The organism is Ramlibacter cellulosilyticus (assembly GCF_014297465.1).
GTDB classification, from domain to species: Bacteria; Pseudomonadota; Gammaproteobacteria; order Burkholderiales; family Burkholderiaceae_C; genus Ramlibacter; species Ramlibacter cellulosilyticus.
In genome coordinates this window covers 12414-35005 of sequence record NZ_JACORT010000002.1, presented here as the reverse complement: position 1 = coordinate 35005, position 22592 = coordinate 12414, and the positions used below count along the sequence as shown (strand labels likewise).

23 protein-coding genes are annotated in these 22592 nt (G+C 70.6%); 11 read left to right on the top strand and 12 right to left on the bottom strand.

The window, feature by feature from the left end:
• Nucleotides 1–8 precede the first annotated feature (8 nt).
• Genes H8N03_RS06100 through H8N03_RS06090 form a run of 3 tightly spaced genes read left to right on the top strand, consistent with a single transcriptional unit; the run spans nucleotide 9 to nucleotide 2700 of the window.
• Nucleotides 9–818 (top strand): TorF family putative porin, encoded by an 810-nt coding sequence (locus H8N03_RS06100; RefSeq protein WP_187075272.1) that lies wholly within the window; start codon nucleotides 9–11, stop codon nucleotides 816–818.
• Between the two features lie 26 nt (nucleotides 819–844).
• Nucleotides 845–1183, top strand: coding sequence for a P-II family nitrogen regulator (gene glnK / locus H8N03_RS06095; RefSeq protein ID WP_187075271.1), 339 nt, complete (start codon nucleotides 845–847; stop codon nucleotides 1181–1183).
• Between the two features lie 29 nt (nucleotides 1184–1212).
• Nucleotides 1213–2700 (top strand): ammonium transporter, encoded by a 1488-nt coding sequence (locus H8N03_RS06090; protein ID WP_187075270.1) that lies wholly within the window; start codon nucleotides 1213–1215, stop codon nucleotides 2698–2700.
• Nucleotides 2701–2820: 120 nt separating this feature from the next.
• On the opposite strand, the gene H8N03_RS06085 is transcribed toward H8N03_RS06090, so the two are convergent.
• Nucleotides 2821–4314, bottom strand: a complete 1494-nt coding sequence (locus tag H8N03_RS06085) for a TAXI family TRAP transporter solute-binding subunit (RefSeq protein WP_187075269.1) — start codon at nucleotides 4312–4314, stop codon at nucleotides 2821–2823.
• A 1-nt stretch (nucleotide 4315) separates the two neighbouring features.
• Entirely contained in the window at nucleotides 4316–5506 is a 1191-nt protein-coding gene (gltS, locus tag H8N03_RS06080; protein ID WP_187075268.1) for a sodium/glutamate symporter, read from the bottom strand.
• Nucleotides 5507–5632: 126 nt separating this feature from the next.
• Between gltS and H8N03_RS06075 the strand changes: the two genes are divergently transcribed.
• From H8N03_RS06075 to creC, 6 genes are all read left to right on the top strand, one after another.
• Nucleotides 5633–6316: an aldose epimerase family protein gene (locus H8N03_RS06075; protein ID WP_187075267.1), complete on the top strand. Its 684-nt coding sequence runs from the start codon at nucleotides 5633–5635 to the stop codon at nucleotides 6314–6316.
• Nucleotides 6313–7236, top strand: coding sequence for an SMP-30/gluconolactonase/LRE family protein (locus H8N03_RS06070; RefSeq protein WP_187075266.1), 924 nt, complete (start codon nucleotides 6313–6315; stop codon nucleotides 7234–7236). Before H8N03_RS06075 ends, H8N03_RS06070 begins: the two co-directional genes overlap by 4 nt.
• A 64-nt stretch (nucleotides 7237–7300) precedes the next feature.
• Nucleotides 7301–8380, top strand: a complete 1080-nt coding sequence (gene glcE / locus H8N03_RS06065; RefSeq protein ID WP_187075265.1) for a glycolate oxidase subunit GlcE — start codon at nucleotides 7301–7303, stop codon at nucleotides 8378–8380.
• Complete coding sequence (gene glcF, locus H8N03_RS06060; protein ID WP_187075264.1) at nucleotides 8380–9603, top strand: glycolate oxidase subunit GlcF; 1224 nt, start codon at nucleotides 8380–8382, stop codon at nucleotides 9601–9603. The genes glcE and glcF overlap by 1 nt, the downstream gene beginning before the upstream one ends.
• Before the next feature lie 4 nt (nucleotides 9604–9607).
• Nucleotides 9608–10318 carry a two-component system response regulator CreB gene (gene creB / locus H8N03_RS06055; protein WP_187075263.1) on the top strand — a complete coding sequence of 237 codons (711 nt, stop codon included), beginning with the start codon at nucleotides 9608–9610 and terminating at the stop codon, nucleotides 10316–10318.
• On the top strand, nucleotides 10315–11754 hold the full coding sequence (gene creC, locus H8N03_RS06050) for a two-component system sensor histidine kinase CreC (protein WP_187075262.1): 1440 nt from the start codon (nucleotides 10315–10317) through the stop codon (nucleotides 11752–11754). The genes creB and creC overlap by 4 nt, the downstream gene beginning before the upstream one ends.
• Here the strand turns inward: creC and creD are convergent.
• From creD to lplT, 4 genes are all read right to left on the bottom strand, one after another.
• Nucleotides 11746–13146, bottom strand: a complete 1401-nt coding sequence (gene creD, locus H8N03_RS06045) for a cell envelope integrity protein CreD (protein WP_187075261.1) — start codon at nucleotides 13144–13146, stop codon at nucleotides 11746–11748. The two genes, creC and creD, sit on opposite strands and share 9 nt — an antisense overlap.
• 211 nt (nucleotides 13147–13357) lie before the next feature.
• Nucleotides 13358–13843, bottom strand: coding sequence for a glutathione peroxidase (locus tag H8N03_RS06040; protein WP_187075260.1), 486 nt, complete (start codon nucleotides 13841–13843; stop codon nucleotides 13358–13360).
• A gap of 5 nt (nucleotides 13844–13848) precedes the next feature.
• Nucleotides 13849–14751, bottom strand: a complete 903-nt coding sequence (locus tag H8N03_RS06035) for an EamA family transporter (protein ID WP_187075259.1) — start codon at nucleotides 14749–14751, stop codon at nucleotides 13849–13851.
• Nucleotides 14744–16027: a lysophospholipid transporter LplT gene (lplT, locus tag H8N03_RS06030; protein ID WP_187075258.1), complete on the bottom strand. Its 1284-nt coding sequence runs from the start codon at nucleotides 16025–16027 to the stop codon at nucleotides 14744–14746. The genes H8N03_RS06035 and lplT overlap by 8 nt, the downstream gene beginning before the upstream one ends.
• Nucleotides 16028–16151: 124 nt before the next feature.
• Between lplT and alr the strand changes: the two genes are divergently transcribed.
• Together alr and H8N03_RS06020 are read left to right on the top strand one after the other, a co-directional pair.
• On the top strand, nucleotides 16152–17246 hold the full coding sequence (gene alr, locus H8N03_RS06025) for an alanine racemase (protein WP_187075257.1): 1095 nt from the start codon (nucleotides 16152–16154) through the stop codon (nucleotides 17244–17246).
• On the top strand, nucleotides 17243–18061 hold the full coding sequence (locus tag H8N03_RS06020) for a hypothetical protein (RefSeq protein WP_187075256.1): 819 nt from the start codon (nucleotides 17243–17245) through the stop codon (nucleotides 18059–18061). Before alr ends, H8N03_RS06020 begins: the two co-directional genes overlap by 4 nt.
• Before the next feature lie 299 nt (nucleotides 18062–18360).
• On the opposite strand, the gene H8N03_RS06015 is transcribed toward H8N03_RS06020, so the two are convergent.
• From H8N03_RS06015 to H8N03_RS05990, 6 genes are all read right to left on the bottom strand, one after another.
• A complete protein-coding gene (locus H8N03_RS06015; RefSeq protein ID WP_187075255.1) occupies nucleotides 18361–18630 on the bottom strand; it encodes a type II toxin-antitoxin system RelE family toxin in 270 nt (89 codons plus the stop codon).
• The gene (gene relB / locus H8N03_RS06010) at nucleotides 18614–18826 is read right to left on the bottom strand and encodes a type II toxin-antitoxin system RelB family antitoxin (protein ID WP_187075254.1); all 213 of its coding nucleotides are present in this window, start codon (nucleotides 18824–18826) and stop codon (nucleotides 18614–18616) included. Before relB ends, H8N03_RS06015 begins: the two co-directional genes overlap by 17 nt.
• A gap of 73 nt (nucleotides 18827–18899) precedes the next feature.
• Nucleotides 18900–19814 (bottom strand): EamA family transporter, encoded by a 915-nt coding sequence (locus tag H8N03_RS06005; protein ID WP_187075253.1) that lies wholly within the window; start codon nucleotides 19812–19814, stop codon nucleotides 18900–18902.
• Nucleotide 19815: 1 nt separating this feature from the next.
• Nucleotides 19816–20790, bottom strand: coding sequence for a 2-dehydropantoate 2-reductase (locus tag H8N03_RS06000; RefSeq protein ID WP_187075252.1), 975 nt, complete (start codon nucleotides 20788–20790; stop codon nucleotides 19816–19818).
• A complete protein-coding gene (locus H8N03_RS05995; RefSeq protein ID WP_187075251.1) occupies nucleotides 20787–21569 on the bottom strand; it encodes a class II aldolase/adducin family protein in 783 nt (260 codons plus the stop codon). Before H8N03_RS05995 ends, H8N03_RS06000 begins: the two co-directional genes overlap by 4 nt.
• Before the next feature lie 19 nt (nucleotides 21570–21588).
• On the bottom strand, nucleotides 21589–22578 hold the full coding sequence (locus H8N03_RS05990) for a Bug family tripartite tricarboxylate transporter substrate binding protein (RefSeq protein ID WP_187075250.1): 990 nt from the start codon (nucleotides 22576–22578) through the stop codon (nucleotides 21589–21591).
• Nucleotides 22579–22592 lie beyond the last annotated feature (14 nt).

Here is a 22592-nt window from a genome sequence, read left to right as displayed (position 1 = left end):
AGCATCTCGTGAAGAAACTCGAACTCGCCATCCTGCTGTCCGGCCTGGCCGCCTCCGGCGCGCTCATGGCGCAGACGAACGCCCCGCAGCCCGACTACACCCTCAGCGCCAACGTCGGGGTGGTCAGCGACTACCGCTACCGCGGCATCTCGCAGACGCGCCTCAAGCCCGCGCTGCAGGGCGGCGCGGACTTCGCGCACAAGAGCGGCTTCTACGTGGGCACCTGGCTGTCCACCATCAAGTGGATCGAGGATACCGGCGACATCGCCCCGCGCACCAACGTCGACGGGCCGGTGGAATGGGACATCTATGGCGGCTACAAGTTCACCGCGGGCCCGGTCGGCTTCGACGTGGGCGTGCTGCAGTACTGGTACCCCGGCAACAGCCTGTCGGATGCCGGCGGCGGCGGCCTGTACAAGAACGCGAACACGACCGAGCTGTACATCGCCGGCACCTACGGTCCCGCGACGCTGAAGTACTCGCATGCGCTCACCAACCTGTTCGGCAACTACAACTTCACCGACAACCAGGACACCAAGGGCAGCGGCTACCTGGACCTGTCCGCCACCTTCGAGCTGCCCTGGTACGGCCTGACGCTGACGCCGCACGTGGGCCACCAGCGCGTGCGCAACCTCGGCGTCGCGAGCTACACCGACTGGTCCCTTGCCCTCGGCAAGGACTTCGGCAACGGCTTCTCCGCCTCGCTCGCCTACGTCGACACCGACGCGGACACCAGCTTCTACGCCAGCCCCGTGAACGGCAAGTTCATGGGCAAGGGCGGCGCGGTCGTCGGCGTGAAGTACACGCACAACTTCTGATCCCCCTCCCGTCCCAAGGAGCCACCATGAAACTCGTCACCGCCATCATCAAACCCTTCAAGCTCGACGAGGTGCGCGAGTCGCTCTCGGGCATCGGCGTGCAGGGCATCACCGTCACCGAGGTGAAGGGCTTCGGCCGCCAGAAGGGCCACACCGAGCTGTACCGCGGCGCGGAGTACGTCGTCGACTTCCTGCCCAAGGTGAAGATCGAAGCGGCGGTCTCCGACGACCTGGTGGATCGCGTCATCGAAGCCGTCGAGGGCGCCGCCCGCACGGGAAAGATCGGCGACGGCAAGGTCTTCGTCTACGACCTGGAGCAAGTCGTCCGCATCCGCACCGGAGAGACCGGCAAGGAAGCGCTCTGAGCATTCATCCGAACCAAGAGAGCACTGACATGAGGAAATTTCTCGCTTCCCTGGCCGTCGGGCTGGGACTCCTGATCGGCGCCGGCGCCGCCGTCGCCCAGGCGCCGGCCGCCCCCGCCGCCACTGCCGCCACTGCCGCCACTGCCGAAGCGGCGCCCGCTGCTCCTGCTGCGGCGGCTGCCGCCGCCACGCCCGCTCCCGCGCCGACGCCCAACAAGGGCGACACGGCGTGGCTGACGGTCGCGACGCTGCTCGTGCTGCTGATGATCGTGCCCGGCCTGGCGCTGTTCTACGGCGGCCTGGTCCGCAGCAAGAACATGCTGTCGGTGCTGATGCAGGTGATGGTCGTCGCCTGCATGATCTTCGTGCTGTGGGCCATCTACGGCTACAGCGTGGCCTTCACCGGCGGCAATGCCTTCATGGGCGGCTTCAGCAAGATCTTCCTGTCGGGGATCACGCCGGACTCGGTCGCCGCGACCTTCAGCAAGGGCGTGGTGATCCCGGAGCTGAGCTTCGTCGCCTTCCAGGCCACCTTCGCCGCCATCACGTGCGCGCTGATCGTGGGCTCCTTCGCCGAGCGCATCAAGTTCTCCGCCGTGCTGCTGTTCTGCGCGCTGTGGTTCACGTTCGCCTACCTGCCCATCGCGCACATGGTCTGGTACTGGGACGGCCCGGATGCCATCATCGACGCCAAGAGTCTCGACGCCGTCACGGCCGCCGCCGGCTGGCTGTGGGCCAAGGGCGCCCTCGACTTCGCGGGCGGCACCGTGGTGCACATCAACGCGGGCGTGGCCGGCCTGGTGGGCGCCTACCTGGTGGGCAAGCGCATCGGCTACGGCAAGGAATCCCTCACGCCGCACAGCCTGACCCTCACGATGGTCGGCGCCGCGCTGCTGTGGGTGGGCTGGTTCGGCTTCAATGCCGGCTCCAACCTGGAAGCCACCGGCACCGCCGCCCTGGCCTTCGCCAACACCCTGTTCGCGACCGCCGCCGCCACGCTCGCCTGGTGCGCCGGCGAAGCGCTCTCCAAGGGCAAGGCTTCCATGCTGGGTGCCGCTTCCGGCGCCGTCGCCGGCCTGGTGGCGATCACCCCCGCCTGCGGCTTCGTCGGCGTGATGGGCGCCATCGTGATCGGCCTCGCCGCCGGCTTCATCTGCCTGTGGGGCGTCAACGGCCTCAAGCGCATGCTCGGCGCCGACGACGCGCTGGACGTGTTCGGCGTCCACGGCGTGGGGGGCATCCTGGGCGCGCTGCTGACCGGCGTGTTCGCGTCGCCGTCCCTGGGCGGCACCGGCGTCTACGACTACGTGGCCAACAAGGTGAACCCCGACTACTCCATCGGCGCGCAGGTCTGGATCCAGTTCCAGGGCGTGCTGACCACCATCGTGTGGTCCGGCGTGGTCGCTTTCATCGCCTACAAGCTCGTCGACCTGCTCGTCGGCCTGCGCGTCTCCGAAGAGGAAGAGCGCGAGGGCCTGGACATCAGCAGCCACGGCGAGACCGCCTACAACCGCTGAACCAGGAGGCAGGTGGCGCGCGGCCAGGCACGGGGCGCGCCACGGAAAAGCAAGGATCTCCTTTGGATGTTGGGCCCGCTCACGCGGGCCCTTTTTTTTGCGTGCGGCCTGGCCGCACCCTTACCGCGGCGCGCTGGCCGCGCTCGCGGCCGCCGACGCGGGCACCAGGGCACGAGCCGCCGCCGCGTGGAGCGGCACCGTCAGCTGCTGCCGGGCCGTGGCCGCGGACACCTGCAGCCCCTGCGCGCTGCCCGCCGCGGCGTAGTCGCGGCCTTCCTGGAAGACCGCCCGCGCGAGGTTCGTGACCTCCGCTTCCGACAGGTCCGCGCCCGCGAGCAGCAGGGCCGCGGTCGCCACGGTGCGCACGCCGCGCGGCTGGGCGGAGTAGCTGCCTGCAGCGATCGTGTACGGGAAGAGGCCGCGGCGCGCGGCCGCGAGCTGCTGGATCGCACGGTCCGACAGCGGCAGCAGCTTCAGGCGCACGTCGGCCACCGCTTCGCGGATGCTGTCGGCCGGCACGCCGATCACCTGCAGCACGGCGTCGACTTCGCCGCGCCGCAGCGCCACCAGCGCGTCGGCCAGGCCCAGGTCGACGGGCTGGTAGTCGCGTGCGCCCAGGCCGTGGGCTTCCAGCACGCGCAAGGCGGTGGTGCGGGACGCCGCACCGGGCGGGCCGATCGCCACCTTGCGCCCGCGCAGGTCCGCCGCGGTCGCGAAGCGCGCGTCCGCGCGCGCCAGCACGTGCACCGGCTCCGGGTACAGGCTGCCGATCGCGCGCAGCGCCGGCGCGGGTCCGCGCTGCTGGAAGACGCCGCTGCCCTCGTAGGCCGCGAGCGCCGCATCCGCCTGCGCCATGGCGAGCTGCACGCGGCCTTCGCGCAGCAGGTCCAGGTTCTCCTCGCCACCGAGCGTGACCAGCGGCAGGATGCGCACGCCACCCTGTGCCGCAAGTGCGCGGGCGAAGCGCAGGTACTGCCCGTGCTCGGGCCCGGCGGCGATCGCATAGCCGGAGCCCGCGCGCGCGAGCCGGGCGCGGATCGCCGCCTGCGCCGCCATCAGCTCCTCCTGGACGATCGCCATCTGCGCCGGCGCGGTCTCCTTGGGGATGGCTTCGATCACCTTGCGCATTTCCTCCAGCATGGCCGCCGGTCCGGCCGCGGCGTTGGTCGCGTAGGCCGGGGCTTGCGCGGGCCGGAAGCCGCCCCCGCCGACCGCGACCCACGTGTCGCCCTCGCGCCGGTAGATCGCCGTGCCGTGCGCCTGCACGGTGTCGCCGGCCTTGTTGCCGCCGGCATGGATGCCGCTCACCCCCTTGGGGCCCGCGCCGAGTGCCGACACCAGGCCGGCCATGCCCGGGGCGTCCCAGGCGCCGAAGTCGGTGTCGCGCGCCACGCGCAGCCGGGCGTCGTAGTAGACGACGCGGCGGCTCTCGCCGGGCGGCGCGGTGGCGTCACGCTGCGAGCCGCGCCGCGCCAGGTCTTCCAGCATCAGCGTGCCGCCGGGCAGGGCGTGCGCGAGCCGCGCCTCCACGTCGCGCCGCAACGCGTCCGCGTCCGGACCGCCGCTGCAGGCTGCCAGCAGCACCACGGAGAGCAGCATCAGCAGGCGGTGCATCTCAACCTCCGACGAAGGGCAGGGCGAGGATCAGCGTGAGCAGGAACGCGTTCATCAGGTCGATGAAGAACGCGCCGGCCAGCGGCACGATCAGGTAGCTCTGGGGCGCCGGCCCGTAGCGCGTGGTGATCGCCTGCATGTTGGCCATGGCGGTGGCGGTCGAGCCCATCGAGAAGCCGATGAAGGCGGCCGTCGTCACCGCGGCCTCGTAGTCGCGGCCCAGGAAGCGGTAGCAGACGGTGATCGCGAAGAAGACGATGCACACGATCTGCAGCAGCAGGATCACGAGCAGCGGGCCGGCAGCGAGTGCGACCTCCACCAGGTCCAGCGCCATCATGGTGGTGACGAGGAACAGCGACAGGCACACGCCCGCGATCAGCTCCGAGGCGCGATCGTCGAAGCGCAGGCGCACGAAGGGGCCGAGGTTGCGGATCGCGACGCCCAGCACCATGCACCACAGGAACGCGGGGATGGTGATCGCCCCGCCGGAGAAACGCGCGGAGAGCCACTGCCCCGCGAGCACGGCGGCGATCATGCCAGCCAGCGCGCCCACCGCGCCGACGGTGGTGATGTGGCCGGCCTCGACGCGGTCGCCCTCGGCCGCGGCCTCCTGCGCCGCCTCCGAGCGCAGGCTGTCGCGCCCGATCAGGTATTGCGCCACCGGGCCCGCGATGATCCCGCCGATGATGAGTCCCAGCGTCGCGACGGTCATGGACAGGTCCATCACCGACTGCAGGTTGTGCCCGTCGGCGAAGCGCGCCGCATAGGCGGCACCCGTGCCGTGCCCGCCCACCAGGGTGATCGAGCCGGCGACCAGGCCGAAGATCGGGTGCAGGTCCAGGCCCCAGGCGCCGGCGATGCCCACGGCGTTCTGCAGCAGGATGAAGGGGAACAGCACGACCAGGAAGATGGCGAGGGCCTTGCCTCCGCGCCCCAGCGCGCGCAGGTCCGCCCCCATGCCGACGCCGGCGAAGAACAGCAGCAGCAGCAGCGGCTTGAGCGTCTGGTCGATCACGAGGCGGCCGCCGCCGGCCGCTGCGATGGCCGAGGCGACGGCGGCGAACAGCACGCCGCCCGTGATGGGGTCCGGGATGTTGTAGCGGGCCAGCAGCCCGATGCGGCGGTTGAGGAAGGTGCCCACCAGCAGGACCAGCAGCGCGGTGAACAGCGAGAGCAGGGGGTCCAGGTTCATCTTCTTGTCCCAGTCCGGATGCGAGGCCGACGGAATTCTGGACAGTAGGCCTGCCGCGCGGCAACTTGGACCTTGGTGCAGGGCAGGGCGGGCACAATAGCTGCGCAGGACCAGGAGACAAAGTCCATGATCGAACTGCGGGCCGGACGGCTGCGTTGCGAACTGGAGCCGGAGGCCGGCGGCGGCGTGGCCGGGCTGTGGCTGGAGGGCACGCCCTTGCTGCAGGCGCAGGGGGCGCGGCCGCTCGTTCCCTTCTCCAACCGCATGGCCCATGCGGAGGTGGTGTGGCATGGCACGCAGCAGCCGCTCGTGCGCCACACCGGCGACGCGCCGCAGGCGATCCACGGGCTGGCGTGGCAGCGGCCCTGGTCGGTGCTGGATGCGGACGAGACCTCCGCCATGCTCGCCTTCGAACACCGTCCCGCGGCGGCGTGGCCTTTCGCCTTCGACTGTTCGCACACCGTGCGGCTGCGGCCTTCCGGCCTCGAGCTCGCGCTGGGCTTCACCAACCAGTCGGCGCAGCCGGCGCCGGCGGGCCTGGCCTGGCGGATCGCGCTGCCCCGGTGGCCGGGGGCACGCCTGCCGACGGAAGGCGCCCTGGCGGACTGGAGCGGGACGCTCCGTCTCGATGGCGGGCCGGTGCCGCTCGTGCTGCGCTCCGAGCTCGGCCACCTCGGCATCGTTGCCGAGCCGGACCGCCTGCTCCTGATCCCCGCCAGCCACGCCGCCCATGCGACGGACACCGCCCTGCTGCAGCCGGGCGAATCGCTGGTCGCGCAGCTGGCGATCGAGCTGGAGGGCCTCGCATGAAGTGGGAGGTCGCCGTGCCCGAGCCCGACGGCACGGGCGAATCCCCGTTCTGGCATCCGCGCGAACAGCAGCTCTACTGGGTGGACATCCCGGGGCGGCGCGTGCGCCGCTGGGATCCGTCCAGCGGCCGGGAGGAAGCGTGGTCCTTGCCGCAGGAGCCGGGGTGCATCGCCCCGGCCGCGAATGGCGGACTCGTGCTCGCCTTGCGCGACGGCGTCTACCGCGCGCGCGCCTGGGGCGCCACGCTGGAACCGATCGTGCGCTTCCAGCATGGCGCCACCACGCGCTTCAACGACGGCAAGGCGGATCCTGTCGGCCGGTTCTGGGCCGGCACGTACTACGAGCCGAAGGATGCGCGCAAGGCCGACCTCTATTGCGTGGACTGCCGGCCGGACAACGGCGAGCACGGCAAGCCCATCGTGCAGCTCAAGGCGCACAACGCCACCAGCGCCAACGGGCTCGCCTGGTCGCCCGACCAGCACACGCTGTACTGGAGCGACACCGCGGCGCACGCGATCCACGCCTGGGACTGGGACGCGGGCGCCAACGTGATGCGTCGCCACCGCGTGTTCCGCCAGTTCGCGCAGAAGCCGGCCGGGTGGCAGCCCGGGCAGGCGGGCTACGAAGGGCGGCCCGACGGCGCCGCGGTGGACGCGGAAGGCTGCTACTGGGTCGCCATGTTCGAGGGCGGGCGCGTCCTGCGGCTCTCGCCCGGCGGAGAGGTGCTCGCCGTGCACGAGGTGCCGCTGCGCTGCCCCACCATGCCCTGCTTCGGCGGGCCCGACGGCCGCACCTTGTACCTCACGAGCGCGCGCCAGGGCCGCCCCGCCGACGAACTGGCCGCCTTCCCGCATTCCGGCTGCGTCCTCGCCACGCAGGTGGACGTGCCCGGCCTCCCCACCAATTCCTTCATCGACTGAGCGCAAATCATTTCAAGGCCGCCGGCGCCGGGACGGACCGCGGCTGGCCGTAACATCGCCGCCCATGGACGCGCTCGCCGAACTCCAGGACCGCATCCGCGCCGCCGCGGCTGCGGGCACGCCCTTGCGCATCCGCGGCGGGGGCAGCAAGGATTTCTACGGCGAGCGGCTCGAAGGCGAGCTGCTGGACACGCGCGGCCTGGCCGGCATCGTGAGCTACGAGCCGAGCGAGCTGGTCGTGACCGTGCGGGCCGGCACGCAGCTGGCGGAGCTCGAACGGGTGCTCGCCGAAAGCGGCCAGTGCCTGCCGTTCGAGCCGCCGCACTTCGGTGCCGGCGCCACGGTGGGCGGCATGGTGGCGGCGGGGCTGGCCGGTCCGGCACGCGCCAGTGCGGGCTCGGTCCGCGACTTCGTCCTGGGCCTGAACATGGTCAACGGCCGCGGCGAGCACCTCGTCTTCGGCGGGCAGGTCATGAAGAACGTCGCCGGCTACGACGTGTCCCGCCTGATGGCCGGCGCGCTGGGCACGCTGGGGCTGCTCACCGAGATCAGCCTCAAGGTGTTGCCCGTGCCGCCGGCGGAAGCGACCTTGCGCTTCCGCTGTTCGCAGGCGGAGGCCTTGCAGCGCCTGAACGCCTGGGGCGGCCAGCCGCTGCCGCTGAACGCGAGCTGCTGGGTGGAAGAGGAGGGCGCGGGAACGCTGCTCCTGCGCCTGCGCGGCGCGGTGGCCGCCGTGGAATCCGCCTGCCGCACGCTGGGCGGAGACCGCATGCAGGATGCGGCGTCCCTGTGGAAGGGCCTGCGCGAGCAGCGCCTGCCCTGGTTCGAGGGCGAGGGTGCGCAGGACCTGTGGCGCCTGTCCGTCCCGCAGACGGCGCCGGTGCTGGAACTCCCCGCATCGCCGCTCGTCGAATGGCATGGCGCGCAGCGCTGGGTGCGCGCCGCGCCGGCCGACGCCGAACGCGTCCGCGAAGCGGCCTTGCGCGCAGGCGGGCACGCCACCTTGTTCCGCACCCCCCGCACGGATGCTGCCGGCCGCTTCACGCCGCTGGCCCCCGTGCTCGCCACCATCCACGAACGACTGAAGCAGCAGTTCGACCCCGCGGGTGTCTTCAACCGCGGTCGGCTGTACCCGCACTCCTGATGCAGACCCATCTCTCCCCGGAATTCCAGGGCACGCCCGAAGGCACCGAGGCCGAGGCCATCCTGCGCAAGTGCGTGCACTGCGGCTTCTGCACGGCGACCTGCCCCACCTACCAGGTGCTCGGCGACGAGCTCGATGGCCCGCGCGGCCGCATCTACCTGATGAAGCAGGTGCTCGAAGGCGAGCAGCCCACGCGCAAGACGCAACTGCACCTCGATCGCTGCCTCACCTGCCGCAACTGCGAGAGCACCTGCCCGAGCGGCGTGGACTACGGGCGCCTCGTCGACATCGGCCGCGGCATCGTCGAACGCAAGGTCGCGCGCGGCGCGCCGTCGCGGGCCTTGCGCTGGTCGCTGGGTGCGGGGCTCACCTCCCCGCTGTTCGCGCCGGCGATGAAGCTGGGGCAGGCCATGCGCGGCCTGCTGCCGGAGCGCCTGCGCGAGAAGGTGCCGCCCAGGCAGGACGCCGGTGCCTGGCCCACGCGCACGCATGCGCGCAAGGTGCTGCTGCTGGCCGGCTGCGTGCAGCCGGCGATGATGCCCAACATCAACACGGCCACCGCGCGCGTGCTCGATGCCGCGGGCATCCAGGCCGTGGTGGCGCCGGAGGCGGGCTGCTGCGGTGCGCTCAAGTTCCACCTGAACGAACAGGACGCCGGCCGCGAGCAGATGCGCCGCAACATCGACGCGTGGTGGCCGTCCGTCGAGAAGGGCGAGGTCGAGGCTATCGTGATGAACGCCTCCGGCTGCGGCGTGACGGTGCGCGAGTACGGGCACTACCTGCAGCATGACGCCGCGTATGCGGAGAAGGCGAAGCACATCGGCGCCCTCACGCGCGACCTGAGCGAACTGCTGCCGGACCTCGTGCCCGCGCTGCAGGGCAAGCTGAAGCCGCAGCCCGGCACGTTCGCGTACCACCCGCCTTGCACCCTGCAGCACGGGCAGAAGCTGCGCGGCGGCGTGGAGCAAGGCATGGCCGCCCTGGGCTTCACCGTGCGCGTGGCGCTGAACGAGTCGCACCTGTGCTGCGGCTCGGCCGGCACGTATTCCGTGCTGCACCCGGACATCGCGCACACGCTGCGCGATCGCAAGCTGGGCCACCTCGGCGCGCTGCAGCCGCAGGCCATCCTCTCGGCCAACATCGGCTGCATCCAGCACCTGCAAAGCGGCACCGACGTGCCCGTGCGCCACTGGGTCGAGGTGCTGGACGCGGCGCTACCATAGCCGCATGCCGAGCAAGCCGCGCATCCTGGTGGTCGAGGACGAGTCGCCGATCGCGGACACGCTGCTCTATGCCCTCACGCACGAAGGCTTCCAGCCCGAGTGGTGCGCGTCGGCCGCGGCGGCCCTCGCCGCGTTCCAGCGCGAGCGGCCCGCGCTTGCGATCCTGGACGTGGGCTTGCCGGACCGCAACGGCTTCGAGCTGTTCCGCGAACTGCAGTCGCTGCCCGGCGGCGCCGACGTGCCGATGCTGTTCCTCACCGCGCGCAGCGACGAGATCGACCGCGTGGTGGGCCTGGAGCTCGGGGCCGACGACTACGTGGCCAAGCCCTTCTCGCCGCGGGAGCTGGCGGCGCGCGTCCGTGCCATCCTGCGCCGCAGCGCACGCGGGGCAGCGCCGCAGCAGATCGCCCCCGCGCCGGTGGAGGTCGACCTGGAGCGGCATCGCGTCCGCTACTACGGGGTGCTGCTGGATCTTTCCCGCTACGAGTTCGGGCTGCTGCGCGAACTCGCGTCGCGGCCGGGGCGCGTGTTCTCGCGCGAGGAGCTGCTCTCGCGCGTGTGGGACGCGGACAGCGACAGCTTCGACCGCACCGTCGATGCGCACGTGAAGACCTTGCGCGCGAAGCTCAAGGCCGTCGCGCCGGACGTCGAGGCGATCCGCACGCTGCGCGGCACCGGCTACGCGTGGAGCGAGGACCTGCCGGCGCGTCCGTGAGCAAGCGCAGCCGCATCTTCCTCGTCCTGCTGCTGATCTACGTGGCCGGCACGGGCTTCCTGCTCTATCGCGTGCTCGCCGACCTGGACCCGCGCTACCGCGAGTCCGCCGAGGAGTCGCTGGTGGAAACCGCGCAGCTCGTGGCGACGATGGTGGAACAGGACGTGCGCGACGGCCGCATCGCCACCGAGCGGCTCGGGCCGCTGTTCGAGTCGCTGTACGCACGCCGCTTCGAGGCGCGCATCTTCAGCGAGGTGAAGACGCAGGTGGACCTGCGGCTGGTGGTCACGGACCGCGCGGGACGCGTGCTGTTCGACTCGCTGGGCCGGGCGACGGGCGCCGACCATTCGCGCTGGAACGAGATCCTGCTGGCCCTGCGCGGCCAGTACGGCGCGCGCACCAGCCCCGACACGCCGGACCGGCCCGAGACCTCGGTGATGTACGTGGCCGCGCCCGTGCGCTCCAACGGTGCCATCGTCGGCGCGGTGTCCGTGGGCAAGCCGGTGCACAGCTTCGGCCGGTTCGTGGAAGCCGCGCGGCGCAAGACCTTCACCGTGGGCGTGCTGTCCGCGCTGGGCGTGGCGCTGCTCGGCCTGATCATGTCGATCTGGGTGGTGCGGCCGCTCGGGCTGCTGACGGACTTCGCGCGCTACGTGCGCTCGCAGCGGCGGCTGCATCCCGCCTCGCTCGCGCGCGTGGCGGTGGGCATCGTGCGCGACGCGTTCGACGACATGCGCGATGCGCTCGCCGGGCGCAACTACGTCGCCGACTACGTGCAGACGCTCACGCACGAGCTCAAGAGCCCGCTGTCCGCGATCCGCGGCGCCGCCGAACTGCTGCAGGACCCCGCGATGCCGGAACAGGACAGGCGCAAGTTCCTCGGCAACATCGCCCAGGAGACCGGCCGCATCCAGGAAGTGGTGGACCGCATGATGGAGCTCACGCGCCTGGAGGCGCGCCGCTCGCTCGCGCACGTGGCGCCGGTCGCGCTCGGGCCGCTGGTGGACGAAGTGCTCGCCGCAGCGCGCGATGCCGCGGCACCGCGCCAGGTGGGCATCGAGCGGGAGCCGGGCGACGCGGCCGTCGTGGAAGGCGACCGCTTCCTGCTGCGCCGCGCGATCGCCAACATCGTCGACAACGCCGTCGATTTCTCGCCTGCCGGCGCCGTGGTGCACGTGCGCCTGGCCGCCACCGACGGGCGCGCCGTGGTCGTCGTGCGCGACGAAGGGCCCGGCGTGCCGGACTACGCGCGCGAGAAGGTGTTCGAGAAGTTCTATTCGCTCGCGCGTCCGGACACCGGCCGCAAGAGCACGGGCCTGGGCCTGAGCTTCGTGCGGCAGGTCGCGGTGCTGCACCACGGGCGGGTGGAGCTCGCCAACGGCGAGCAGGGTGGCGCGGTGGCCACCCTGTCGTTGCCGCTGCTGCCCTCAGGCTGACGCCGGCGCGGCGCGCGTCTCGTCCCGCGCGGAGAGCGCGTACCAGTCCACCTTGCGGGTGCCGATCATCAGCACGCCGAGCAGGCCGAACAGCAGCATCGACCCGAGCAGCAGCGCGTTGTCTTCCGAGGAGAGCAGGCCGTAGAGCGCGGCGTAGAGCACCCCCACGTACACGCCCAGACCGAGGCCGCGTTTCCATCCCTGCAGCACGGCACTGAAGTACACCACCAGCAGCAGCGTGCTGGCACCTGCGCCGCAGGCGTAGGCGATGCCGAAGGCCACCTTCTCCGACAGGGCCAGCAGGAGCAGGAAGAACAGGGTGATGGAGAGGCCCACCAGCGCGTACTGCACCGGGTGCAGCCGCAGCCGCGCGAACAGCTCGAACATGAACGCGGCCATCAGCACGAGCGCCACGAACAGCAGGCCGTACTTCACCGCGCGCTTGGTGAGCGCATAGACGTTCAGCGGCTCGATCAGGCTGACGTCGAAGCTTTCCAGCGCGGAGGGCGAGGCGTTCTGCGCGAACATCGACTGCAGCAGCTGCGAGCGAGCCGCGCTCACGAGGGAGGACACCGACCAGTCCGCCTGGAAGCCTTGCGCGTCCACGGTGCGCCGCGTGGCGAGGAACTTGCCGCCGAAGCTCGGATGCGGCCAGTCGGAGGCGAGGTGCGCGGTGTTCTCGTCCGCCAGCGGCACGATCGCGAGCCGCTCCTGCCCCACCAGCTGCAGGTCGAGGCGGAAGTCGAGCGGCTGGCGCTGCGCGATCGCCTTCGCAGCGGCTTCGGGCAGCGGGGCGTGGATGCCGTGCGAGAGCCAGCTGGAGGCCGGGATGCCCGGCACCCGCGGCTGCCACCGCCCGGCGGCGCCGGCCAGCGTGAGCCCGGGCGCGCCCTGCAGGCCGCGCAGGTCGCTGGTGGCGAAGGCCAGCACCGGCGGCTGCGGCTCGAGGGTCGAACCCTTCTCGTGCTGCGGCAGCGCGGTCGGGTCGAAGGCGGGGAAGCGGCCGCTCATGCTGCCTTGCAGGTCGTAGAACAGCACGGTGAAGATGCCCAGGTAGCGCTCCTGCGCGCCCAGCTTGCCGCGCAGGTCGGTGCGTTCGGGGAACACGAGGTGCACGCGCTGGCGGCTCTGTTCGGTGCGGCTCTTGACCACGCCTTTCTCGTCCAGCTGCACCTCGGTCCACCGTTCCGTGTAGGGCAGGACGAGGAACGGTCCCGTGACGACCTGCGGCCCGGCGTGGCGCGCGGCGAGTTCGTTGGCGGCCGCCTGGCGGCTTGCGCCGCGTTCATCGATCAGCCCCGCGATCTGCGCGAGCGGCAGCGCGGCGAGCAGCGTGAGCACGACCAGCAGGATGGCCTTCGTCAACGCGGATGGGCCCAGCAACTTCTTCATGGTTCTCCTCGTGGTTGGAGGGAACCATGCTGCCGGTGGAAGGTGCGGGCACGATGAAATCGGCGTGAAGGGGACTTCACGCGGGCTTCATGGAAAGGAGGCGGGGGGCTTGCTGGGGTGCGCTGCGCGCAACCCAGCCTACGAAGTCACGGGACGCGCCCCTGGTAGGCTGGGTTGCGCGCAGCGCACCCCAGCACCCCGCCTCCCGCGCCTAAGCCGCCAGCGCCGCCTCGATGTCCTTCGCCAGCTTCTCCGGTGCTTCCTGCGGCGCGTAGCGCTTCAGCACCTGGCCGTCCTTGCCCACGAGGAACTTGGTGAAGTTCCACTTGATGGCCTTCGACCCGAGCAGGCCGGGCGCTTCGGCGGTGAGCCACCGGTACAGCGGGTGGGCCTCGGCGCCGTTGACGTCGATCTTCTGCATCATCGGGAAGCTCACGCCGTAGTTCACCTGGCAGAAGCTGGCGATCTCCTCGTTGCTGCCCGGGTCCTGCGAACCGAACTGGTTGCAGGGGAAGCCGAGCACGACCAGCCCGCGTTCCGCATAGCGCTTGTGCAGCGCCTCCAGTCCCGCGAACTGCGGCGTGAAGCCGCAGGCGCTGGCGGTGTTGACGATCAGCAGGGGCTTGCCGCGGAACTGCGACAGGGGCACGAGCTGCCCGCCGATCTGCTGCGCTTCGAAGTCGTAGATGCCGGCCATGCGGCCTATTGTGCGCCGTCGCGCGCCGAGGCGCGAGGCCAGGCCGACCAGGCGGCCGCCGCGAGGATCAGCGCCCCGCCGGCGAGCGTGCGCGGTGTCAATTGCGCCGCGCCGAGGGCCACCGAGGAAAGGCTGGCGAACACCACTTCCGACAGCATGACCAGCGCCGTCGTGTGCGACGGCAGGCGCGACGCGCCGTACTGGAGCGCCAGGTTCGCCAGGAGGAAACCGGCGGCGAGCAGCAGGGCGATCGCCCAGCCGCTGCCTTGCAGCAGGGGCAGCGGCGCGATGCTGCCTTGCTGCACGCCGGCGAACGCCACGCTGCCTGCCAGCACCATGCCGCCGCCGAACATCGCCAGCACGCGCGAGCCGGCGGTCACGAAATTCAGGCGGCGCAGCAGCACGTTGGTGAGGGCGAAGCTGAAGCCGCCCGCGAGCGCCAGCCATTCCGGCAGCCCCCGCGGCCAGGGCAGGCCGGCGCTGCCGGTATCGAGCACGATCGCCACCCCGGCGAGCGCGAGCAGCAGGCGGCCGAGGCCGGCGGCGGACGGCCGTTCCCCCAGCAGCGGCCAGGCGAGCAGCACGGCCCACGCCGGCATCAGGTAGAAGAGCAGCACGACGCGCACCACGTCGCCGATGCTCACGGCCCAGTTGAAGCCGACGTTCGTCATGCCCGCCGCGGCGGCCAGCAGCCACAAGCCCGGCGTGCGCAGCAGTTCCGGCAAGGCGCGGGGGCGCAGCACCGCGAAGGTGGCGAAGGCGAGCAGGTAGATGAGGGCGGTGGACCAGAGGGCGTGCATGCCCTGGTCGGCCAGCGCGCGGAACGGCCACCAGGAGCAGCCCCACACGAACGCATTCAGTGTCAGCGCCAGGACCGGCGCCAACCTCCCGCCCTTGCCTTCAACCATGCACGTTGTCGTGCCTGGCGATCTCCAGCAGGTGCTCCACTTCGTCCTTGTGCTCGATGCAGTTGCGCTGGTGCCAGCGCTGGATGAGCCACATGGCGCCCGCCACCAGGAGGCCGAACGCCGTGATGGCGCCGAAGGCCGACAGCCCCAGGCCCGCCGACAGGCTGTAGAACGCGCCGAGCCCCAGGATGCAGGCCTGCTCGTTGAAGTTCTGCACCGCGATGGACCGGCCCGCGCCCATCAGGTTGTGCCCGCGGTGCTGCAGCAGGGCGTTCATCGGCACGACCAGGTAGCCGCCGAGCGCGCCCATGAGGATGAGGAAAGGCGCGGCCACCCACACGTTGCTGATGAAGTTCATGCACACCACCAGCAGGCCCATGGCGATGCCGAGCGGCATCACGCTGGTGGCGCGGTCCAGCCGCACGCGCATGGAGGCGGCGATGGCGCCGACCGCGGTGCCGAGCGCGACCACCCCGCTGAGCGACGAAGCCTGCGTGGTGCTGTAGCCCAGGGCGGCGGCGCTCCAGGCCAGGATGATGTAGCGCAGGTTGCCGCTCACGCCCCAGAACAGCGTCGTCGTCGCCAGCGAGATCTGCCCGAGGCGGTCGTGCCAGAGGCGGCCGTTGCAGCTCCAGAAATCCGGCACGAGTTCCAGCGGGTTCTTCGGGATCGGCCGCATCTCCACGCCGGTCTTCGGGATGCGCGTGTTGAACCAGGCCGCGATCGCATAGATGAAGATCAGCACGCTGATCGCCGCTTCGGGCGGCGTGTCGATGCCGGTGTCGAAGACCGGGAAGTCCAGCCCCAGCATGCGCGTGGAGAGCGCGTGGCCGACCAGCTGCCCTCCCAGCAGGATGCCGAGGATGATGGAAGCGATGGTCAGGCCTTCGATCCAGCCGTTCGCCTTCACCAGCTGCGAGGGCGGAAGCAGTTCGGTGAGGATGCCGTACTTCGCGGGCGAGTACGCCGCTGCGCCCAGGCCCACGATCGCGTACGCGAGCAGGGGGTGCGAGCCGAACAGCATCATCAGGCAACCGACCACCTTGATCGCGTTGCTGTAGAACATGACCTGTCCCTTGGGCCTCGCATCGGCGAAGGCGCCCACGAACGGCGCCAGCACCACGTAGAACAGCGCGAACATGGGCACCAGCGCCGCGGCCTGCCAGGGCGCGGCATGGGAGGACTTCAGCAGTTCGACTGCCGCGATGAACAGCGCATTGTCGGCGAGCGACGAGAAGAACTGCGCCGCCATGATGGTGTAGAAACCGCGCTTCATCCGTGCGTGTGTGGGCGGGGCCGGTGGAGTCCTGCGGACTGGCCCTTCAAGGTTCTGCTGTCTCCGAGCGACACGGGGTTATATCACGCTGGGTAATGACAGAATGGAAGTTGAGAGCCCCGCCATGCCCCGTCCCATCCTCGCCACCATCCACACCGAAGCCCTCCGCCACAACCTGGCGCGCATGCGCGCGGCCGCGCCCGATGCCAAGGCCTGGGCGGTCGTCAAGGCCAATGCCTACGGTCACGGGATCGAGCGGGTGTACGACGCCTTGCGGGGAGCGGACGGCTTCGCCCTGCTGGACCTCGCCGAGGCGGAGCGGGTGCGCGCCCTCGGCTGGCGCGGCCCGATCCTGCTGCTGGAAGGCGTGTTCGAGCCGCGCGACCTGGAGCTGTGCTCCCGCCTGGGGCTGTGGCACGCCGTCCATTGCGACGAGCAGATCGAATGGCTCGCGGCGCACAAGACGCAGGTGCCGCACCGCGTGTTCCTGAAGATGAACTCGGGCATGAACCGCTTGGGATTCGCGCCGCAGCGATTTCGTTCCGCATGGGCGCGGCTGGACGCGCTGCCGCAGGTGGAGGAGATCTCGCTGATGACCCACTTCAGCGACGCGGACGGCCCGCGCGGCATAGGCCACCAGCTGCGTGTCTTCAACGACGTCACGCGCGACCTGCCGGGCGAACGGTCCTTGTCGAACAGTGCGGCTTCGCTGCGCCACGCCGCCGATCCGGCGGTGCGCGGCGACTGGATCCGCCCGGGCATCGCGGTGTACGGCAGCGCGCCGGACTACCCCGAGCACGACATCGCGCACTGGCAGCTGCAGCCCACGATGACGCTCGCGAGCCGCGTTCTTGCAGTGCAGCAACTGCAGCCCGGGGACACCGTGGGCTACGGCTCCAGCTTCACCGCGGACGCGCCGGTGCGCATCGGGGTCGTCGCTGTCGGCTACGCCGATGGCTATCCGCGCCACTGCACGACCGGCACGCCGGTGCTGGTGGAAGGCGTGCGGACGCGGCTGGTCGGCCGGGTCAGCATGGACATGGTGGCCGTCGACCTCACGCCGGTGCCGCAGGCCGGGTTCGGCAGCGAGGTGACGCTGTGGGGCCGCGCGGGCAACGGCGTGGTGCTGTCGATCGACGAGGTGGCGGCGAGCGCCGGCACCCTGGGTTACGAATTGATGTGCGCGCTGGCGCCGCGGGTGCCGGTGGTCGTGGAGTGAAGCCGCCGCGCCCGCGCACGCTGAGCAACTGGCGCTCGGTGCGGGCGTGGGAGCACGCCGCCCGCGACCGCCTGCGGCGGCACCGTCCGCTGTGGCTGCACGGCTGGTGCATCGGCCTGGTGGTGCTGGCCAGCATGTGGGGGGCCTCGCACCTGCAGATGGTGCTCGGATCGGACTCGCTGGCGCTGCGCTATGCCGTGACGCTGGGGGTGGGCTACCTCGCGTTCCTCTGCGTCCTGCGCTGGTGGGCCGGACGGCTGGTGGGCGAGCGCGGGAGCGGCGGCGACGTGCCGGATCCGGCGGATTTCGTGGACCTGCCGCAGGGGAGCTCGGGGTGCGGTTCCGTCGACGGCACGCCTGCGTTCGAGTCGGGCGGGGGCGGGGACTTCGGCGGCGGCGGGGCGAGCGCGAGTTTCGACATGCCTTCGGACACGGCGTCCGCGGCGGGCGATCTCGCCACGGGTGCGCTGGAGGCGGCGGGCAGTGCCGACGAAGGCGCGATCGTGGTGGTCCCGGTGGTGGTCGTGTTCCTGGCGGGGCTGGCCGTGCTGTTCGGGGTGGGATCGCTGTTGCTGCTGTACTTCGGGTCCGAGGTGCTGCTGGCGGTGGCGGTGGAACTCGCCTTCGGCTACGTGTCGGCGCGCACCGCGGTACGCATGGCGCGCGAAGGGTGGCTCACGGCGGCGGTGCGGCTGACGTGGAAGCCGCTGCTGGGGGCGCTGGTGTGCGCGGTGATCGTGGGGGCGCTGCTCGATCGCTTCGTGCCGGAGGCGAAGTCGTTGCCGCAGGCGGTGAAGGTGATGCGGGGGAGGTGAGGGGGCGCGAGCGTCTGGGAATCGCCGCTTGGCGCTATTCGCCTGTACCGCTTCCCTTGAATTCCGGCAGGTGAAGGACGACCGTAACACGCGGGCGGCCCACCCAGCCCGGGACGAGACCCTGGTTTGCTGCTCCAGTTCGCACCTTCCGCATCGCGGATGGTGATGTCGATCTCACCTATCTGTTTCGCTCCACGATAGAACCGCTCCGGAGACCTGATGACGGCGCCTTCCGGCACGAGGCGCCGTTGAATGTACGTGACGAGGCTCTCCAGGTAGCGTCCCGGCGTCGGCATAAGCTATCTGTAGACCTCGCGCCTGTTTCCGACGCGCAGCACGCGCACGATGATCCGTCGGTCCTGGATGTCGCAAATGATGCGCCAGTCGCCTACGCGGTATTTCCAGTAGTTCCCCAGCTTGGCTCCGGCGAGCGCCTCGCCGATGGACCTGGGGTTGTCCAGGGGCGCCACTCTCTCGCGGAGGAACGACACGATCCTCACCTGGACCTGCTTGTCCAGCTTCTTCAGGTCCTTGACTGCTTCCGGGTCGAATTCAACGGCCCAAGCCAAGCTTGCGCTCCACCTCTTCGAGCGGGATGGACTTCCGGTTCTTGCGGGCGCGCGCCTCCGCCAGGTAGAAATCCTCGAGGTCGTCTATGTATTCAAGGATGGCTTCGCGCGCCAGCGTCGTCTTCGTCCGCCCAGTTTCCTGTGCGAGCGCGTTCAGGCGCTCCTCGATCTCTTCCGGAAGTCGAATCGCCAGCATCGGGACCTCCTGCTATACGTGTATAGCAAATTTTAGGCCGACCGGAGCCGGACGGCAAGCGCTGGTGCCGGCGCTACTTCTTCCTCAACCCCAACCCCATCACCGCCCCCACCACCAGCAACGCCCCGCCCACCTGCACCGGCGCGATCGCCTGGCCCAGGATCATCCACGCCAGGACCAGCGCGAACACGGGCTCCACGTTCATGATCGCGGAGTTGCCCACCACGCCCAGCCGCGGCAGCACGGTGAACATGATGGTGAACGCGGTGCCGTACAGGAAGGTCAGTGCCGCCAGCCCGCCCCAGCCCGCCGGCGCGGTCGGGAGGTGGAACCCGCCCTGCGACACCACCATCGCCAGAGCGACGACGCCGGCGATCGTCATCGTGGTTGCCGTGCGCACGCGGCCATCCACGTCGCCGGCCTCGTGCTGCGTGAGCACCAGTGCCAACGCAAACGTGCCCGCAGCCGCCAGCGCGAAGGCCACGCCGGTCCCGATGCGCGCCCACTGGCCGGAAGCGCCCAGGCCCGAGGTGGCGCCGAACACGTCGAGCGCCAGCGCCAGGCCGACGAGGATCACCGGCATCGCGACCAGCATCGCCTTTTCCGGAGGCTTGCGGTACACCACGAAGGACCAGACGGCCGTCCAGATCGGGTAGGTGTTGAACGCCAGCAGGGCCAGCGCCACGGGCAGCCGCGCGACCGCCGAATAGAGGCACAGGCTCTGCACCCCGATCAGCAGCCCGATCACCGGCAGGAAGCGCTTGTGCCGCGCCGTGAAGCGCACGCGCACGCCTTGCGACGCCAGGATCGCGACGATCACGAACGCCGTGACCACGCTGCGGAATACCACCGCCGTGGCGACGTCCACGCCGTTGTTGAACGCGAGGCGTGCCGCGACGTGGTTGGCGCCCATCATCAGCGCGATCAGCAGCAGCGTGGCGAAGGCGGCACCGCTGATCGCGCGCGCCGGGGCCGGAATGGCCGCCATCTCAGTAGAGGCCGTGCACGCGGGCGTGCAGGCGACTCAAGCCGAGCAAGGCGTCGGTGAACGGCGTGGGCACGCCCGTCATCTCGCCGATCTCCTGGACGACCGAGACCAGCGCATCGATCTCCACCGGCTTGCCCGCTTCGACGTCCTGCAGCATCGAGGGCTTGAAGGAACCGAGCTTGCGCGTGACCTGGTGGCGGTCTTCGGGCATCTGCGCGATGGGAATGCCGATGCGCGCGCCGATCTCGCGCGCTTCCAGCATCACGGCGGAGATGAAGCCGCGCACGAGGTCATCGTTGAGGATCAGGTCGGTGGTCGCGCCCGTCATGGCGCTCACCGGGTTCACCGTCATGTTGCCCCAGAGCTTGTACCAGGTGTCCTTCTGGATCTGCTCGGAGAGCGTCGTGTCGAAACCCGCCTCCTGCAGCAGCTTCGCGAGCTGCTGCACGCGCTGCGACTTCGCACCGGAGGGCTCGCCGATGATCAGCCCCTTGCCGAAATGGTGCTGTACGTGGCCCGGGCCGCGGAGCGAGCAGCTCGCGTGCACGACGCAGCCGATGATGTGCTTGGCGGGAATCGCTTCCGCGATGGCGCCTTCCGGGTCCACCGCCTTCAGCTTGCGGCCCTGCCAGCTGCCGCCGAAGCCCTGGAAGAACCACCAGGGCACGCCGTTCATGGCCGTCAGCACCATCTTGTCCGGACCGAGCAGGGGGCCGATGGCTTTCGCCACGTCCGCCATGCCCGGCGCCTTCACGGCGACGACGACGAGGTCCTGCACGCCGAGTTCCGCCGGCGACGCGCTGGCCTGCACGGGCACCGCGAGCGTCTCGCCGCCCTCCTGCAGCCGCAGTCCCTCCGCCTGCAAGGCCTGCAGCGTCGCGCCGCGCGCGACCACGCTCACCTGGCAGCCGGCGCGCGCGAGCTTCACGCCGATCCAGCCGCCGATGGCGCCGGCGCCGTAGATGCAGGCTTTCATGACTTGTACGAGGTGCCGAAGCGTTGTTCCACGAGGCGCGTCATCGCGTCGAACACGTCCTGCCCGGCGCCGAAGCGCTGGTCGAACTGGAAGGAGTCGTGCGTGGTCTTGACCGCCACGGGCTGCGGGATGGGAATGGCCTTGCCGAGCGGCGCCTGCGTCACCTGCACGTCGCAGGCACGCTGCAGCGTCCACAGGCGCACGAAGGTCAGGGGCAGGGTGGGACCGGCGGCCAGCAGGCCGTGGTTGCGCAGGATCATCAGCGGCTTCGTGCCGAGGCTGGCCAGCAGGCGTGGCGCTTCGTCCGCGTGGATCGTGATGCCCTCGAAATCATGGTAGGCCACCATGTCGTGCAGCTGCGCGGAATAGAAGTTGTTCTGCGCGAGCCCGCCTTCGGTGCAGGCGACGGCGAGGCCGTTGGTGGTGTGCGTGTGCATCACGCAGTGCGCTTCCGGCACGCTGTCGTGGATCGCCGCGTGGATGGTGAACCCCGCGGGGTTCACCGGCCACGGGTTGTGCGCGTCCAGCTTGTTGCCGTGCACGTCGATCTTGAGCAGGTTGCTCGCCGTGACCTCCGAGTAGTGCAGCCCGAAGGGGTTGATCAGGAACTGCTTCTCGCCGCCCGTGACGCTGTCCGGCAGCCGCACCGTGATGTGGTTGTAGATCATCTCGGCCCAGCCCAGCATGTCGAAGATGCGGTAGGCGGCGGCGAGCTGCACGCGGGCGGCCCATTCGTCCGGGTGCATGTCCGGCGAACGGGATTGCAGGACGGCGTTCATGGCGGTACTCCTCGGGGGCTCAGGCCTCTGCGGTGAAGCCGACTTGCTTGACGATCGGCGCCCACTTGGCCGTGTCGCGCTTCAGCAGTTCGGCCAGCTCCGCGGGCGTGGAAGACATCGCTTCCAGGCCGAAGGTGGCGAGGCCGTCGATCACGTCCTTGTGCGCCAGGGCCGCCTTCATCGAGGTGTTCAGGCGCGTCACCAGCTCCGGGCTCGCCTTGGCCGGCAGGAAGAACGCGAACCACTCGCTGTGCGTGAGCGTGGGAAAGCCTTGCTCCGCATACGTGGGCACGTCGGGCGCGAAGCGGCTGCGCTTGGTGCCCGAGGTGGCGAGGATGCGCACCTTGCCGGTGGCGAGGTGCTGCGTCAGGTCGCCGATCGGGCCCGACACGGCGGAGATGTTGCCGCCCACCAGGTCCAGCATCGCGGGTTGCGTGCCGCGGTAGGCGGCGTGCTTCAGTTCCACGCCGCCGACCTTGCCGAGCAGCGCGCCCACGAAGTGCGGCGTGGACCCGGCCGCGGGCGAGCCGAAGTTGCCGCCCTGCGGGTTGGCCTTCACCCAGTTCACGAAGTCGCTCACGGTGCGCACGTTGGCAGGCACCGCCGGGCCGACGGCCAGGCCGAAGTCGAACACGCAGCCCAGGCTCACGGGCGTCAGGTCCACCAGCGGCTCGTACGGCAGCTTCTTGTAGATGTGCGGGTAGATCGTGAGGATGGAGGTCGGCGTCTGCAGGATGGTGGCGCCGTCCGGCGCGGCGGCCTTGACCGTCGTGACGGCGATCTGGCCGCCCGCACCCGTCTTGTTCTCCACCACCGCTGCCTTGGCGAAGTCGCCCTGCAGCCGCTGCGCGACGCGGCGGCAGATGGTGTCGGACGTTCCGCCGGCGGCGAAGCCGGTGATGATCTTCGTCGTCTCGATCTGCGCCTGCGCGAAGGCATCGCGGCCGATCGCGGCGAGCAGGGCGGCGGCACCGGCGGATTGCAGGGCCTGGCGGCGGTTCACGGTCATGGGGTCTCCTCGTT

What these genes read in the sequence shown, in the direction of transcription:
- glnK (WP_187075271.1), top strand. Translation starts at nt 845, where the DNA reads ATGAAACTCGTCACCGCCATCATCAAACCCTTCAAGCTCGACGAGGTG.
- H8N03_RS06090 (WP_187075270.1), top strand. Translation starts at nt 1,213, where the DNA reads ATGAGGAAATTTCTCGCTTCCCTGGCCGTCGGGCTGGGACTCCTGATC.
- H8N03_RS06085 (WP_187075269.1), bottom strand. Translation starts at nt 4,314, where the DNA reads ATGCACCGCCTGCTGATGCTGCTCTCCGTGGTGCTGCTGGCAGCCTGC.
- gltS (WP_187075268.1), bottom strand. Translation starts at nt 5,506, where the DNA reads ATGAACCTGGACCCCCTGCTCTCGCTGTTCACCGCGCTGCTGGTCCTG.
- H8N03_RS06075 (WP_187075267.1), top strand. Translation starts at nt 5,633, where the DNA reads ATGATCGAACTGCGGGCCGGACGGCTGCGTTGCGAACTGGAGCCGGAG.
- H8N03_RS06070 (WP_187075266.1), top strand. Translation starts at nt 6,313, where the DNA reads ATGAAGTGGGAGGTCGCCGTGCCCGAGCCCGACGGCACGGGCGAATCC.
- glcE (WP_187075265.1), top strand. Translation starts at nt 7,301, where the DNA reads ATGGACGCGCTCGCCGAACTCCAGGACCGCATCCGCGCCGCCGCGGCT.
- glcF (WP_187075264.1), top strand. Translation starts at nt 8,380, where the DNA reads ATGCAGACCCATCTCTCCCCGGAATTCCAGGGCACGCCCGAAGGCACC.
- creB (WP_187075263.1), top strand. Translation starts at nt 9,608, where the DNA reads ATGCCGAGCAAGCCGCGCATCCTGGTGGTCGAGGACGAGTCGCCGATC.
- creD (WP_187075261.1), bottom strand. Translation starts at nt 13,146, where the DNA reads ATGAAGAAGTTGCTGGGCCCATCCGCGTTGACGAAGGCCATCCTGCTG.
- H8N03_RS06040 (WP_187075260.1), bottom strand. Translation starts at nt 13,843, where the DNA reads ATGGCCGGCATCTACGACTTCGAAGCGCAGCAGATCGGCGGGCAGCTC.
- H8N03_RS06035 (WP_187075259.1), bottom strand. Translation starts at nt 14,751, where the DNA reads ATGGTTGAAGGCAAGGGCGGGAGGTTGGCGCCGGTCCTGGCGCTGACA.
- lplT (WP_187075258.1), bottom strand. Translation starts at nt 16,027, where the DNA reads ATGAAGCGCGGTTTCTACACCATCATGGCGGCGCAGTTCTTCTCGTCG.
- alr (WP_187075257.1), top strand. Translation starts at nt 16,152, where the DNA reads ATGCCCCGTCCCATCCTCGCCACCATCCACACCGAAGCCCTCCGCCAC.
- relB (WP_187075254.1), bottom strand. Translation starts at nt 18,826, where the DNA reads ATGCTGGCGATTCGACTTCCGGAAGAGATCGAGGAGCGCCTGAACGCG.
- H8N03_RS06005 (WP_187075253.1), bottom strand. Translation starts at nt 19,814, where the DNA reads ATGGCGGCCATTCCGGCCCCGGCGCGCGCGATCAGCGGTGCCGCCTTC.
- H8N03_RS06000 (WP_187075252.1), bottom strand. Translation starts at nt 20,790, where the DNA reads ATGAAAGCCTGCATCTACGGCGCCGGCGCCATCGGCGGCTGGATCGGC.
- H8N03_RS05995 (WP_187075251.1), bottom strand. Translation starts at nt 21,569, where the DNA reads ATGAACGCCGTCCTGCAATCCCGTTCGCCGGACATGCACCCGGACGAA.
- H8N03_RS05990 (WP_187075250.1), bottom strand. Translation starts at nt 22,578, where the DNA reads ATGACCGTGAACCGCCGCCAGGCCCTGCAATCCGCCGGTGCCGCCGCC.